We start from the raw sequence: 15,877 nt of genomic DNA, 5'->3' as shown, positions 1-15,877 counted from the left end.
AGATCGATTGGGACGGGTCCTTTTGTTGCGCGAGACCTTTGTTAGCAGAGGCCCGTGCCGAGTTCGCGCTGCGGGATCTCTCAGCTGGCGCTAATTTTTGACGCATGATGTCCCGCCGCGCACTTGCCGCCACCACAGCTGCCGTTCTCACCGCCACAGCCGCCACCGCCGTTCCCGCCAACGCCGCCCAACCGGAGTCCTTCCCGGAATCCACCCGTTCGTACCTGTACTTCCAGAGCTTCGACGGGGTGGACAACCCCGCCCACTTCACGCACGACCTGCCGGACGGCTGGTCGCAAGACGTTGAGGGCGTCACTTCCGGCGAGGCTCGCTGGAACGGCTGGACCATCTCGGATGTGCGCCACTGGACCTGGGCCGCCGGCACCGACGAGCGGCACTTTTTCACCCAGGGGCACGACCAGTTCGCCATCATCGATTCGAAGCAGCAGCGCCTCACCGAGCGCGACTCCATGGACGCGCGCATGACCACCGAGCCGATCGACGTGAGCGGCCAGAGCAAGGTCGCCCTCGAGTTCGACCAGCACTACCGCCAGGGCAAGAAGGGCCAAACCGCACTGGTTGCGGTGAGTTTCGATGGTGGGAAACCGGAGGTCGTCGATAAGCTGACGCAAGACCGCTACTCCTCACACGAGTACTTCGATCTCGACGTGCCGGAAGGCGCGAAATCAATGCAGGTGACGTTTAGCTACCTCGGGGGCAACGACGATTACTGGTGGGCAGTGGACAACGTCGCGGTGCGCGCCCCGTTCAGCCAAGTAGCGGAGGAGCCGAACACCGTCATCGACGTCATCTCGGATCCGCAGGACGACCCGGAGGACTACAAGCTGGCCATCCGCCGCCTCAACGCCATGCCGGAGAAGGCCAGCGCGTTGGTGATCAACGGCGACCTGGTGGACAACGGAAGCCAGGAGCAGTGGGACAAGTTCCTCGCCGCGCGCAAGGAGGCGCCGCACGATTCGGGCGTGGAGCTGTGGACCATCGGCAACCATGAGATGTACGGCAAGGAAACCTCGGAGGTGCACATGCAGCGCTTCCTCAAATACTCCGGGCAGGAGAAACCGTGGAACGAGGTGGTGGTGAACGGCACGCCGCTGATCTCCATCAACACGGAGTACTACTCGGACATCGACCGCGGCGGCAAGGAGCCGTTCCAGCGCATCTCCGCCGAGCAGCTGAAGTGGCTGGACCAGCGCCTCGCGCACTGGGATAAACAGGGCGTGACCGCGCTGGTGTTCACGCACCCGCTGCTGCCGGGGACGGTGTCCATGAGCCATTCCGCCTGGTACCAGAACGATTTCGAGGATGAGCAGGCCATCTCCGACGTGCTGTCGAAGTACAACGACGTGGTGGCGTTCACCAGCCACTCGCACTCCTCTCTGAAGCAGAACAACTGGTGGGGCACCAGGCGTTACGACGGCACCCCGCAGGGCGCCATCGGCTTCCCCGTGGTGAACACGGGCGCGATCCTCAACGAGTACCTGCCGGACGGCGACCACGACGAGGAGATCGTGGACGACAAGGCTGCCACCGGTCTGCGCGTGAAGGTCTACGACGATCGCATCCGCGTCGAGGCCTGGGACTTCAAGGACGGCCACAGCCTGACCAACCCTCAGGGCGAGGCGAAAATGATCAAGTACCAGGATTTTGCCAAGCAGCACCGCCTATCGACGCCTCCGGTGCAGCCCCCGGCAGAGCCCACCCCTGACGCCGCCGGCGGTTCGTCGACTGGCGGGAAGGTGGCGCTCGCCGCAGGTGTGCTTGCCGCCCTCGGCGGGGCGCTGGCAATCCTCGCGCCACGAATCCGGGAAGCGCTCGCGGCGATAGACCTTACCCCGGCGCAGCTCGGCAGATAGTGACGGAAAACGCGCTCTCAACGGGTCTGCGCAGGGGGACTTTGTTCTGCAATGTAGGGTCCCAGCATTCGTTTCACCGTCGCCATAACGTGCGGAAATGAGCTGCCCAGCCGAGGGGGCTGGGAGTGGGCTGTGAAGAGCCGGCGTGTCCAACTTTTAAAATGCTGATTTCTCCGTGTTTTCATCCTCACGTTTCCCGCGTAGCATCCATGGCGTTATTGAAAAGTTCTCAATGATCCGAGGATGCATGTCTCAGACTGGCCACCCCACTTCCAGCCGCCGCCAGCATGGCGCCGCGGCTGTGTGGGCAGCGCTGTTTCTTGCCGCGGTCCTGCTTGTTGCGGGTGCCGTGTACCCGGGATCGCAGCAGGCAGAAGCGCAAACTGCGTCGAGCGACGGCGTGAACTTCGGGGACTGCTCGTTCCGCAGAGGCACGGGAGTTGCCGAGACATGGGCCAACCAAATGTGCTGGCTGGATGTGTCGGACTTGACCACACCGGGCGCAAAGACGAAGAGGGTGGGCGATTACACCATCACCTTCAACCTCGGCATTGAAACGAGAAACACCAGCACCCAGTTCACCGCGAATTCCAACCCCAGCTGGTCTGGCACAGCATTTGCGAAAGCCGGCACGGGTTTCTTTGAGCGTTATCCGAGCTCGACGTCGCAGGACATCTTGCAGATGGAAGGGTCGGGTAGCCCCTTTGCCCGTTTCACTTTGTCGAACATTGTGGTGAAGCGAAACGGTGTTGTCGATCCGCTCGCGTCGTATCGCTTTGCGGTGGTGGACGGCGAGTCCACCGGTGCCGGCGGTGTCGGCGAAATGATCAGCGTCGACGGCGGGACCGTGGGCCAGCCGATCCGTCTCACCCCGCTGAACGCGAAGGATGCGTGCACCGGCGGCAGAAACTCGCAGTTCGGTCCTGGACCAGAACCACAAAACTGGGGCAGTATGTCCGACGGTCGCGACCGCGGTTTTGTCTGTTTCTCCCAGGCCACCGGCACCTACGGCACGTGGGTGGTGAGCGTGGACAACCCGAAGACGCTGCAGGTCAGCATGGGTTCCAACAGTGCCGGAACGCAGGGCGTGGCTATCGGCATCGCGCTGAGCCGCATCGCCTTCGACAAAGACGGCTCCGCCAAGGTGCAGGATGCGTTTGAGAAGGTGGCGGACCCCACGGAACGGACCGCCAGCTACTCGGCGTTTCTGCAGGACGGCTCCAACCGGACGACGCTGTCGACCCCGGCGGGCGGCTCCACCACGGCGCTTCGCCGCATCGGCTCCAACGGCGTTCCGCTGGACCAGCTGGGCTACACCTCCACGCTTAACCCGGCGGACCGCGCGTTCGTCCGCTACGACCCAGTGTGGAAGTGCACCCTCACCTCGGGCGGAACGAACAGCGAAACCTACCTCATCCGCAAGGGGGCGGTGCCTACGGGCTACACGCTGACGGAAAACGCCCAGACGGGCACGTCGACGCTGCTGATCCCCGCGGCCGAAAACCGTGTCCCAAACTGCTCCGTCACCTGGGAATCGAAGTTTAAATCCGCCAAGCTCAACCTGGCTAAGACAGTGGACGGCAACGCCGCGAACTTCGCGGAAAACAGCCTGCAGAAGTACACGCTGCACTACAAGTGCACCGTGCCCGAAGGGTTCAAAACTGCCTACCCAGACGTCAAGCTCGAAGACGACGTCGTGGTGGAAAAGGGGCGCTCCGCCAGCGTGGACAACCTGCCCCAGGGCACCACGTGCACCATCACGGAGAAGGTCCCGGCGCCGCCCGCGGGTACGAAACACACCCTGTCGTGGAACGGCACGGCTGTGCCGTCCGCTTCGGCACCGGTGACGGTCCAGCTGCCCACCACGGCGGCCGCTCCCACGGCAATCGGCTCGGCAAACGCCAACAACTCCTACACGTACACGCCGGGCAAGCTCGTCTTCAGCAAGACGATCGTCGGCGACCCGGTCACAGACGGCAAGGTGGGCGGGACCTACCGCTTCAACCTGACGTGCGCCGGGACCAACATCAGCCGTGAGTTCACGCTGGATCTGACCCAGGCGAAGCCGTCCAACTCCATCACCTTGGACAACATCCCGGTGGAGCGGGACTGCTCGATCACGCCGCTGACGGACCTCACCGAGGAGCAGCGAAAGACCATCGAGTTCACCGGCCGCGATGCCCAGCTCGCCGGCGCGCCGCTGAACCCGTCGGGGGCGGAATACCACTTCACGCTCCACGAAGGCACGACGCCGGAGCTCCACTTCACCACGAGCTACGCCTACCTCACGTTCCCCCTGCACATCCGGAACCAGGTCAACGGTCTCGCCGCTGGCGACCCCGATGTGGCCACGCTGTCCTACACGGTGCACTACCGGTGCGAGGTCGCCGGCCGCCCAGCGAAGGAAGGCACCGTCACACTAACCGGCTCCGACGGTGAAGCGGTTGTCGAGGGCGTGCCGGCCAACGCCGCGTGCAAGGTGTGGGAAGACGAACCGGGCGGAACCGCGAACACCAAGTTCATCGGTGCGCAGGTCAGCGCGTCCAACGCTGGCGACCAAGTGACCTCGTTGACTAACGCGCAGGCGAAGAACACAGCGGTCCACACCATCCGCCCCGTGTCGGACACCGACCGCAACTTGGTCACGGTGACCAACACTTTCGACCCGAAATTGGGCAAGGTGCGGCTGAACAAGGTGGTCAACTCCACCGTCACCGGCAGACTTCCCAGCACGTACGCGTTCTCCTTCCGCTGCGGAACACGCAACCTGGCCACAGGCGTGGCGGGGCAGTCCCGTTCCGTCGAGCTCACCGGCCGCGCCACCGTCGCGGCGAACGGCACTGTCACGCTGCAGGCGGACGACGCTGCGGCAAACGACCTCGGCGGCGACATGGGAGTGCCGTTCGGCAACACCTGCACCTTCACGGAGGACACCCCGCAGGTCGCCGGCGGCATCCTGTTCAGCACTGACGTGCAGAACGTCACTCCAACGATTTCGCAGGACACCACCACCGCTACGGTGACCAACGCGTTCACGCCCGCGGGCAATGGGCTGACGGTCAATCTCCGCACTGGTGGTCGGGCAACGCTGGCCCCAACGTCGTTAAGCTATGAGCTCACCTGCGACAACGGCTTCACCGACACCTTTAACCTCGCGCCGGGTGGATCGGTCGAGTTCACGGCCGGACAGGTGCCGCAGGGCACCCAATGCACACTTAAGGAAAGCGGCGATAGCGCCACCCGCACCACGACGGAGGGGCGGCAGTACCCCATCAGCAACACGGCCGAGTACCTCTACGCCGCCGACGCTGGCGGGAGCAAGGACGTTGGCGCCGATGGACAGTTCACCATTGGCAAGCAGTCCACCATGGACGTCCACCACGAGTACGACCTCATCCAAGCGCCGGTGCAGGGCACCAAGGAGGTGCGGTTCAACGACCCGAACAACCTGATCTCCAAGCCCCGCCGCGACATCAAGACCAACCGCGTGTTCCCGGTGACCTTGACGTGCACCAACCCGGACGGCACGGAAGGCCCGCGTCTGTCCACCACTGTGCAGCAGGGCCAGAAGCCCGGCGGCACGACGGCCGCAGTCGGCTCCAGCTGCACCGTCACCGAAGGGGAAACCTCCACCGCGGTGGGCATCACGCTGGACCAGTCTGTGACGGTCAACGGCGCACCGGTGGCCGGCGGCACGGCCGACTTCGTCGTCGGCGACGGCGGCACGACGCTGCTGTTCATCAACACCTACTCCCGCCGCGTGACCCAGATCCGGCTGGACAAGGAAGCGATCCTGCCCACCGACACCATCCGCACCCAGTACGCCAACGCGGGAAAGAACTTGCAGGATGCGCTGTATAATCACACGTTCACCCTCGTGTGCCGCGACCCGGAGACCGGCGACACCGCGGTGCTGCAGGAGCAGCAGAAGTCCATCAAGGGTGAGGGCACTGCGCTTTTCGACGGCGTCCCGGTCGGCGCCGACTGCCAACTCACCGGAGATAAGTTCGGCTCCCTCGCCCTGGCCATGAACGACGGACAGGACGACCTGAAGGCGTTCCTGCGCCCGGCCTTTGTGGATTGGGTTGTGGACCGCGAAGGCGGCAACGCCTACCCGGACCAGAAGCTGGACAACGACACGACCACGTCGCCGGTGTTCCTCACCGTGGATGATCGGGCGAAGAACCACGTCCGCCTGGACAACCACTACGAGTACGAGACAGCGGCGGTGCGTCTGAGCAAGGACCTCGCCGGCGCGGCAGGCAACCTCGACGAAATCCCGGAGGACTACACCTTCAACTTCACGCTGCAGTGCAAGGCGATCGGCTATCAGACCAGCTCGGTGGGCGAGACCTCCTTCATCCCGGAGAAGCTGCGCCCGGCGGACGGCTACGTCATTCCTGCAAGTATCCGCAAGGGCGACTTCAAAGACGGCACGTTCGTCTCCGGCGAGGCGAAGGTCCCCGCCGGATCGCTGTGCACATTCAACGAGCAGGATGCGACGAACGTGCCGGAGGCGCTGACCATCGCTCCGGAGCAGAAGATCGTGCGCGGCTACGCGCCCAATCCAGGCGAAAACCCGCCGGCGGACCTCCACTTTGTGAATAAGGTGGAGCGTCGCACCACCCCGGTGCGCCTGGCCGTGTTCAACTCCGGTTACCTTGCCGGCGCGGATGCGTCGGGTTACACCGCGCAGCTGCGTTGCGACGACCCGGCGAAGACCGGTGCGACTAGGCAGTTCCCGCTGACGGCGCTGTCCGGCTCGGAGATGCCCCGCACACTCGAAGCCCCGGCGGGCGGACAGGTGGTGGACCTGCCAGTGGGGGCGAACTGCACGCTCGACTTCACCGGCAGCCCGGCGCTCGGCGCACGCGGGCAGCTCGAAGTGACAAATGGTGCGCGTACCCCGCTGGCGCAGTACGCCACGTGGGGCGGCGGGTCGCCCGCGCTGCCGACCGGGTCGCTGTCCAACCTTGCCGCGGACGAAGTGAAAGACTCAGACAAGCAGTACTCGTACAGCTTCTCCACCGCGGCGAACCTGCCGTCCGCGGAGACCGTCCTGACGGTCGGCGCGGACATCTACCACCCGCGCGCCCACTACGACGTCGCGTTCACCAAGACCGCCGCCGGGCCGAGCTCCGGCACGTTTACGTTCCACCAGTCGTGCTCGGGTCACGGCGAGGAGTTCCAGCTGCGCGCCGGCGAAACCCACACCATCGCGGACGTTCCGGTCGACAGCGACTGCGCCGTGGACGAGCTCGACGACGGCAACCCGGACGCAGCATCGGTGTTCCAGGTGGTGTCCAACGGTGAATTGGTTACCCCGCTTGAAGGCGACACCGACTCGGTGGTGTTCACCGCGCAGCCGGTTTCCGACCCGAAGGACCTCGCCCGCTCCGGCGACCGCTGGTCGCTCACTGCGAAGAACACCTTCCCGGGGCTCAAGGTGCAGAAGCTTATCGACGGCACTCCGCTGGGCCAGCTCACCGGCGACGCCTTCGGCACCACGCTGCTGCGCCACGACGCCACGTCCATGCGGGTGACCTACACCGTGACCAACACCGGCGAATTCCCGCTAAAGGATTTCACGGTGACGGACCCGTCGCTCGCCGGCCTCGACGTCACCCGCGGCGGGGTGGTTACGCGCATCGGCGACGACGGTGCCGTGCCGGACAGCATCTGCCCGACCACCGAGCTGGTTTCCGGTGAGGAGTTCACCTGCACCTTCAACGTCTCCATCCCGGCAAGCGCCGACGAAACCTGGCGCTACCCGGCCGAGGGCGACGCCGCCGTGACCGTCACCGCCGCCGCGAACGCCGGCGGGGCGACCCAGACGGTGGCGGCGAAAGATGCGCAGGGGGCGTTGAAACCTTCAGCGTCGATAAGCATGCTGCTCCCCGAAACCGGTGAGCAGACCCTCGTGCTGTTCCTGCTGCTCGGCCTAGCGCTGTTCGGCTGGGGCGCATGGCGGGTCAGCCGGCGCGACGAGCGCGCGGAAGGCGGTGAGCTCGTTGAGATGTAGAAAATTCGCCCGCTACAAGCGGACGGTGTACGGGCTCTCCTAAACCGGCACACGTAATTCCCAAAACCAACTCCACACACCCACCCCTCCAGAAAAGGACTTGCAACCATGTCGAACCTTTCGAAGAAGACCTTCGCGCTCGCAGCCGCGGCCGCATTCGCAACCGCCACCCCGCTCGCCGTCGCCCCGGACCTCGCGCCGGTCGCGGTCGCACAGAACAACCAGGCCGTTGACGTGAACAAGACGGCGAGCCTGACCATCCACAAGCAGGAAGGCGACCCGGGGAACGCCACCGGCGATGTCGCGAACACCGAATTCACCATCGAGCGCGTGCAAATGAAAAACGGGCTGAACACCGCCGCCGGCTGGAAGGAAGCCGGCGACATCGTCAACGCGGGCGCCGATGAAGCGACGCTGGACGACACGTTCACCGCCCAGAACGTCAAGACCGGTGCTGACGGCATCGCCAAGTTCGACAACCTCAAGGTGGGCATCTACAAGGTCACCGAGAAGACCAACGGCAACTACACCGTCGCCGCCCCCTTCCTGGTCACCCTGCCGCTGACGCAGGAGGACGGTTCCCTCACCTACACCCCGACCATCTCCCCGAAGAACCAGAAGCTGGACCCGACCAAGGCCGCTGACGACGCGAACGCAAACGTCGGCGACGAAATCACCTACACCGTCAAGGCACCGGTCCCGGCCGGCGATGTGCTGCAGGACGGCACCCGCACCATCAGCCGCTTCCGCATCACCGATGACCTGCAGAAAGAACTGACCTACGTCGCCGACTCTGCTGCCGTTTCCCTCATCGGCGCCAAGGACGGGGTGGACGCTGCCCTGCAGTCCGGCGACTACAAGATCACCCACGACGGCCAGAACCTCACCGTCGAGTTCACCGAGGCCGGCCTGCAGCGCCTGGAGACCCTGCGCGGCGAGAACCCGGGCCTGACTGCCCAGGTGGTGTTCAAGGCCAAGGTCAACGCGATCCCGGCAAACGGCCAGATCAACAACACCGCCAACGTCTACGTGCCCAACCGCGAAGATCCGATCCCGACCAAGCCGGAGACCACTAAGGACGGCGACCAGGACACCAACGACACCACCACGCAGTACGCCAACGTCGAGGTGACCAAGACCCTCAACGGCAACCCGGTGGAGGACGAAAAGACCGGCAACGGCGCCGAGTTCGAGATCTACCCCTGCGCACCGGAGGGCGACGGCTACAAGGTGGCCAAGGACGCCACGGCGATCAAGGGCACCGCAACCGCAGACGGCACCAAGATCGAGACCTCCTTCACCGCCCAGGGCGGCGACGTTGCCTCGGCGAAGGCCGCCGTGGCGTCCGGCTTTGGCATGCAGCTCAACCCGACCGTGCAGTACTGCGCAGTGGAGACCAAGGCTCCGGCCGGCTACCTGCTCAACCCGGACCCGCAGCTGCTCACCCGCACCACGGAGGGCACCGACACCACCCGCCCCGTGTACACCGTCGCGGTCAACGACGTGAAGGACAACATCTGGGGCCGCCTGCCTGCGACCGGTGAGCGCACCATGCTCTACATCCTGGCGCTCGGCCTCGTGCTGTTCGGCGGCGGCGCTGCGTACCAGCTGAGCCGCCGCAACGCCTAAGGCGAGCAGATGGTGAATCGCAAATGGTGAATATGCCCCAAAGTGGCGCATTTTCACCATCCGCCATTCACCATCCGTACAAGCTCTCACTATGACAAGGAAGGACACCATGCACTCACGCACGGCACCCAGGCTCGCCGCCGCGCTCGCCGCTGCCTTCCTTGCTTGCGCGCCCGCCGCCTCCGCCGCCGACCTCCGGGTCGATCTCCGCGAAAGCGTCGGCGCGGACTGGTTCGCGCGCATCGGGGACCGCGATGTGGAGCTGTTGCTTATCGACGACCTCCGGCCCACCCCCGACAACCTCCAATCCCTGGACATCCCGGCAATCACCAGCGACCGCCCCGACCGCCTGCGCAAGGTGGACACCAAAGCGTCGGAAGATGGCACCGCCACCTTCACGGGTCTGGATACCGGCGTGTACCTGGTGCGGGTGGCGGACAACCCGGACACGCAGGACGCCCGTGTGTCCTACGCCCCGTTCGTGGTGGCGGTGACCCCGGACAAGCTGGCGCAGGTGGTGGCGCCGAAGGCGCAGGAGCTGGGGATCAGCGTGGACCCGCTGACGGCGTGCAACACCCCGGAATGGAAGGAAGCCGCAGCGCCTGGGACGTATGTGGAGTACGACTTTGTCTCCACCGTGCCCAACCTCTCCACGGACGGCACGCTCAGCCAGTACGCGCTGACCTTGCAGTTCTCGCGCGGCCACACGGTGCAGTGGGACAACGGCGGGCCCCGCAGCGTGGTGGCGCGAGGCGACCAGGCGCTCCACTTCGACGCAGCGTCGGCGACCACCTCGAAGCAGGTGCCGGGCACGGCCCGCAAGGACCAGCCGGTGAACAAACTGCAAGCCCCGCGCCTGACCATTCACGGGGCGGGTGAGAACGTCGAGCTGAAACGCGGCGAGGATTACGACGAGCAGCAGCAGGGCAACGACGAGGCGACCTTCACGCTCACCAGCGCGGGCCTGGCTAAGCTAGCGCGCGCGAAATCGCTTGATCCCGCCACCACGGTGGAAACCTGGGTGCCGGCGAAGGCGAACGAGAAGAAGCCGTGGGGCAGCGGCCCGGTGCGCAATGCCACGCTCGGGGACCTCGCCGCCACCGTCACGTTGACTGCAGACGGGATGGATGCCACCCGCGCGCCCGTCACGGTCGAGCACGTCAACCACATCAACGTGGTGGAGCGGAAAAAATGCTTCGACGCTGCCGCGGCAACCACCACCGTCTCCGCCGACGACCAGCACAGCACTGAAACCGAAACCGAAACCGAAACCCAAACCCGAACCCCAACCCCAACCAGTGCCACGCCGTCCGACGCCTCCGTCACCGAGGTGGTCACCCGCGAGACCACGCGGGCGGACGGTTCCCCGGCCACTGTGACTGAGACCGTGGTGAAAAGAGGTGAGGGGGACGGGACGCCGTCGATAGGCGAGCGCGTCGGCGACCTCGCGTCCACCGGCGCGAGCGTCATCGGCATCACCGGGCTCGCCGTGCTGCTGATCCTCCTCGGACTCTTCTTGCGCAGGCGCAATGACGACGAAGAAGGGTAAGCGCCGCAGCAACGCCGTCTCTTGGATCGTGCTGATCCTGGGGGCGCTGCTGCTGCTGTACCCGATCGCGTCCACGCTGTCCGCGCAGTACCGGCAGATCCAGCAAAACGAGGAATATGCGGGGGCGGTGCAGGAGCTCAGCGACGACGTCAAGGCGCAGCAGCTGGAACTGGCACACCAGTACAACCAACGCCTGTTGGCGGAGGGGCCGCACGCGCGCGCCCCGCGTGACGAGGACCCCGGCTTCGACGACTACATGTCCCAGCTGACCCTGCCGGAGAGCTACCACGTGATGGCGCGCGTGCGCATCCCGCGCATCAACGTGGACCTGCCCGTGTACCACACCACCAGGCCGGACGTGCTTTACGACGGCGCCGGGCACATGTACGGCTCCACCCTGCCTGTCGGCGGCGACGGCACGAACGCGGTCATATCCGCGCACACCGGCATGGTGAATGCGGCGATGTTTGACCAGCTGCCCATGCTCAAGCCCGGCGACGACATCTTCATCGACGTCATGGGTGAGCGCCTGCGCTACCGCATGACCTCGCGCGACGTGGTCAAACCCGACGACTACGACGCCGTGACCTACGAGCCCGGCAAGGACAAGCTCACCCTGATCACCTGCACCCCGTACGGGCTGAACACGGACCGTTTGCTGGTGCACGCCGAGCGCGCGCCCCTGGACCCGGGCACCCCAGAGCCGACCGTGGATGCCTTCGTGTGGTCCTGGTGGATGATCGCGGTGCTCGTGCTCGTCCTGCTCGTGCTGTTGCTGATCCTGTGGAAGCGCTGGCGGGACCGGCGGAAGAAGCGGCGCGAGGCTGCGCGGCCGTAAACCCCTACTGCGGCTCCACCGGGTTGCCCTGCCACACCGTCATCGCGGGCACCTCGTCGCCGCGCATGACCAGTGAGCCCGGGCCCACTGTCGCGCCGGCGCCGATGACGGAACCCGGCAGGGACACCGAGTGCGGCCCCAGTGTCGCCGAATCCAGGATGGACACCGTGTCCAGGGACATCACGCGGTCCTGGAACAGGTGCGTTTGCACCACCGTGCCCGGTCCGACGGTAGCGCCGCGGCCCACTACGCACAGGTCCGTTTCCGGGAACCAGTAGGACTCGATCCACGCGCCGCGGCCCACCTTCACACCGAGTGCGCGCAGCGCCAGGTTCATCTCCCCGGAGCCGGACGCCCAGTTGAAGAACCACGGGGCGGCGACAACTTCGATGAACTGGTCCTGCAGCTCGTTGAGCCAAACAAACCAGGAATACAGGGGGTGATCGCCGGATGTGTGGCGTCCAACCAGCACCCACTTGGCCACCACGGCGCTAAGCACCGCGAGCACGCCCACGGCCATCCAGACCAGGCCGCCGAGCAGGAGAGTCCACCAGCCGAAGCGCTGCAGCAGCTCTACCACGCCTGCGGCGAACACCGCGGCGATAACTGCCTGCGTCATCGGCGCGAGCAGGCGCAGCGTCTCCACGAACCCGCGCTTGCGGCGCAGGGCTGTGGACGGTTTGTAGGTCGCCTCACCAGCAGCCTCGACCTCGACGCGGCGCATGCGCTCCGGCGGCGAGCCCCACCAGTTGGAGCCGGCCTTGGACTTCTTCGGCGAGGCGGACAGCACCGCCACCAGCGACTGCTTGGCCAGTTTGCGCCCGGGTGCGACCATGCCGGTGTTGCCCACGAAGGAGCGCTTGCCCACGATGGAGCGGTCGGTGCGGATCCAGCCGTCGCCGAGTTCGTAGGTGCCCACCATGGTGTCGTCGGCGAGGAAGGCGCCGTCGCGTACCTCGGTCAGTTTCGGCACCATCACGGCGGTGGAGACCTCGGCGCGCTCGCCGATCTTCGCGCCCAGCGAGCGTAGCCACACCGGTGTGGCCAGGCCCGCGTAGAGGGGGAAGTAGCGGGTGCGCGCGTCGTCCATCAGGCGCGTGACGGTCCACAGCGCCCAGCCGTGCCAGCTGCGCACGGGGAACACACCGGGCTTGACGCCTAGCGACGCCATCCTCACGGCCAACCACGTCAACGCCAGACCGCACGCGAAGTACACCAGCCCGCCAACCGGCGCGAACACGAGCAGCCCCCACACGGATGAGGTGTGGGCCAGATGCGCCAGGCCCACGGTCGCGGCGACGCCCGCCACACCGGCCGTCGCCGGCAGCAGCGCCATCAGCAGGGAGGTCAGGCCGTACCCCAGCGCCCACAGGGGCCGGCGAGGTGGACGCTCGTCGGGGAAGCGGTGCTTGGAGCGGCCCACCTTGCGCGCGGGCGAACCCGCCCAACGCGCGCCCTTTTTCACGGGCTTTCTACCAGTGACGGTAGAGCCGGCCTCTACATGGGCGCCGTCGCGGATCTCCGTGCCGGGCATGAGCGTGGAGCGCGCGCCGACGCGGGCCTCCGCACCGATGCGTACGTCGCCAACGTGCAGCTCGTCGCCGTCGAGCCACATGCCGCCCAGGTCCACCTCCGGCTCGATGGCGCTGCCTTCGCCGACGGTGAGCAGGCCGGTCACCGGCGCAAACGCGTGCATGTCCACACCCTTGCCGATCTTGGCGCCCAGCATGCGGGCCGTGATCTTGGCGGCGTTCGCGCTCGAGATGTTCAACGCGCCGGAGGCTGCCAGCCAGCGCTCCGCCGCCCAGAGGCGCACGTGCCGCGCCCCTCCGCGCTTGTACACGCCTGGTTTCACCCGGCCGCGGATCGCCCGCGCGCCGAGCGCACCGATGGGGATACGGCCGAACGGGGTGCACAGCACCACAAACGCCACGGCGAGCCAGGTCCAGCTCAGCTGCGTCAGCCCCAGCAGGTTCGCGGCGATGGCCACCCAGGTCACGGCTGTGGCTGCCTTCAGGGTCATCACCGGCACCATCAGCGCTGTCTGGGCGACGCGGGTGCCGAAGCCGACGGGATCCACCACGCGTTCGCGCTTGGCGGTGCGGCTGGAAAGCGTCAGCTCGTCGATAAGCGAGGCAAGCGTTTCCAACCTCGGGTGGTCGTAGAGATCGCGCACCGCGATCGTGGGCACGCGCTCGCGCAGACGTGTAATCAGGGCGGCCGCCGCCAGGGAAGAGCCGCCGAGCTCGAAGAAGTCGGCGTCGCGGCCCGGCACGTCCAGGCCGAGCACCTCAACCCACTGCTGGGCCACCCAGGTCTCCGTCTCCGTCAGCCCCACCGCATCCACGGACGCGGGCAGCGGCCACGGCAGGGCCTTCTTGTCCACCTTGCCGGAGGTGCGGATAGGCAGCTCGTCCATCACGTGCAGGCGCGGCACGAGCGCGGCCGGCATCACCTCGGCCAAACGCTCGCGCATCTGCGGCACATCCAGATCGGTGCCCGCATTGGGGGAGACGTAGCCCACCAGCACCTTGTCGCCGGACGGCAGCGCCTGCACCGCCACGGCGGAGTTGTACACCCCGTCGAGCGCGGCCACGTTAGCCTCGACCTCGCCTAGCTCGATGCGGCGCCCGCCGATTTTGACCTGGTCGTCGGCGCGGCCGACAAACGCCAGCCCGTTGTCCGTGAGTTTGACGTGGTCGCCGGTGCGGTAGGCGCGCTCCCAGTCGCCCATCGGGGCGTACTTCTCCGCGTCCTTTTCCGCATCCAGGTAGCGGGCCAGGCCCACGCCGCCGATGATGAGCTCGCCTTGCCCGTCCTCGCCCTCGTCTGCCACGGCGAGGTCCCAGCCGTCCAGCGGCCACCCGATGGTCACCGCCTCGCCGGGGAACAGCTGCTTCGCGCTGGCCACCACGGTCGCCTCCGTGGGCCCGTAGGTGTTCCACATCTCTCGGCCGTCCGCCAGACGGTCCGTCAGCTCCTGGGAGCAGGCCTCGCCGCCCACGATGAGCAGGCGAATGTTGTCCAGCGCCTCCTTCGGCCACAGGCCCGCCAGGGTGGGCACGGTGGACACGACCGTGATGTCGCGGCGGATCAGCCACGGGCCCAAGTCCTGCCCGGAGCGCACCAGCGCGCGCGGGGCGGGCACCAGGCAGGCGCCGTGGCCCCACGCCAGCCACATCTCCTCGCAGGAGGCGTCGAATGCCACGGACAGGCCGGCCAGCACACGGTCGTCCGGGCCGAGCGGGTTGTCCTGGCAAAACAGGCGCGCCTCTGCGTCCACGAACGCCGCCGCGGAGCGGTGCGTGACCGCCACGCCCTTCGGCTTGCCCGTGGACCCGGAGGTGAAGATGATCCAGCAATCATGGTCCGGGGTGACCTCGCCGAGCTCGCCCGGCTGCGAGGGCTTGAGCACCCGCAGGCCCTCATCGGTCCAGATAGCGTCCACGTCCGCCTCGCCGAACACGGTCTCCGCGCGCTCGTCCGGGTCGTCCGCGTCCACCGGCACGTACGCGCAGCCCGCGCGCATGGTGGACAGGATGGCTAGGTAGAGCTCCCTGCTTCCCGAGGTCATCCTGATGCCTACGCGACCGCCATCACGCACGCCCTTCGCGCGCATGTCGGCAGCGCGGTGCTCGATCTCCTCCACCAGCTCGGCGTAGGTGAGCACGCCGTCATCGTCGCCGGAGTGGTTGCCGTCGTCGATGGCCGCAGCGTCGGGGTACTCGTCGGCGGTGGCCGTGAGGACGTCGATAAGCGTGCGCTCTGGCGGGGCGAGGTGGCTTCTAAGGAGGGGGTTGTCGGGCTGAGACATGCCGATAAGGCTAATAGCGCTCGGCAGATCCGCAAATCGTGGGAAACTTCAACTATTTGTATTGGCCCAACGAGTCGGGTCTCCCGCTGGATCCAGCTATCTAGAACCAGCTAACTGGCCCCTGGGGGCTAAGTAGCTGGCCCTAGGTAGC

The 15,877-nt window shown here is 66.5% G+C and carries 6 protein-coding genes; 5 read left to right on the top strand and 1 reads right to left on the bottom strand.

The features are described from left to right. Window positions 1-104: 104 nt before the first annotated feature. The 5 genes from CFOUR_RS09665 to CFOUR_RS09645 all read left to right on the top strand — a co-directional run bounded on the left by CFOUR_RS09665 (window position 105) and on the right by CFOUR_RS09645 (window position 11,912). Window positions 105-1,874, top strand: coding sequence for a metallophosphoesterase family protein (locus CFOUR_RS09665; protein WP_085957241.1), 1,770 nt, complete (start codon window positions 105-107; stop codon window positions 1,872-1,874). 247 nt (window positions 1,875-2,121) lie between these two features. Beyond that, window positions 2,122-7,896 (top strand): DUF5979 domain-containing protein, encoded by a 5,775-nt coding sequence (locus tag CFOUR_RS09660; protein ID WP_290179326.1) that lies wholly within the window; start codon window positions 2,122-2,124, stop codon window positions 7,894-7,896. A 108-nt stretch (window positions 7,897-8,004) separates the two neighbouring features. Beyond that, a complete protein-coding gene (locus CFOUR_RS09655; RefSeq protein ID WP_085957244.1) occupies window positions 8,005-9,525 on the top strand; it encodes a SpaH/EbpB family LPXTG-anchored major pilin in 1,521 nt (506 codons plus the stop codon). 109 nt (window positions 9,526-9,634) lie between these two features. After that, window positions 9,635-11,074 (top strand): isopeptide-forming domain-containing protein, encoded by a 1,440-nt coding sequence (locus CFOUR_RS09650; RefSeq protein ID WP_085957245.1) that lies wholly within the window; start codon window positions 9,635-9,637, stop codon window positions 11,072-11,074. Beyond that, window positions 11,055-11,912 carry a class C sortase gene (locus CFOUR_RS09645; RefSeq protein ID WP_085957246.1) on the top strand — a complete coding sequence of 286 codons (858 nt, stop codon included), beginning with the start codon at window positions 11,055-11,057 and terminating at the stop codon, window positions 11,910-11,912. The genes CFOUR_RS09650 and CFOUR_RS09645 overlap by 20 nt, the downstream gene beginning before the upstream one ends. Before the next feature lie 4 nt (window positions 11,913-11,916). On the opposite strand, the gene CFOUR_RS09640 is transcribed toward CFOUR_RS09645, so the two are convergent. Further along, a complete protein-coding gene (locus CFOUR_RS09640) occupies window positions 11,917-15,726 on the bottom strand; it encodes a Pls/PosA family non-ribosomal peptide synthetase (RefSeq protein WP_085957247.1) in 3,810 nt (1,269 codons plus the stop codon). Between the last annotated feature and the right edge of the window lie 151 nt (window positions 15,727-15,877).

Source organism: Corynebacterium fournieri, assembly GCF_030408775.1.
GTDB classification, from domain to species: Bacteria; Actinomycetota; Actinomycetes; order Mycobacteriales; family Mycobacteriaceae; genus Corynebacterium; species Corynebacterium fournieri.
The sequence above is the reverse complement of the archived record's forward strand: the minus strand, read 5'-3'. Positions and strand labels throughout refer to the sequence as shown.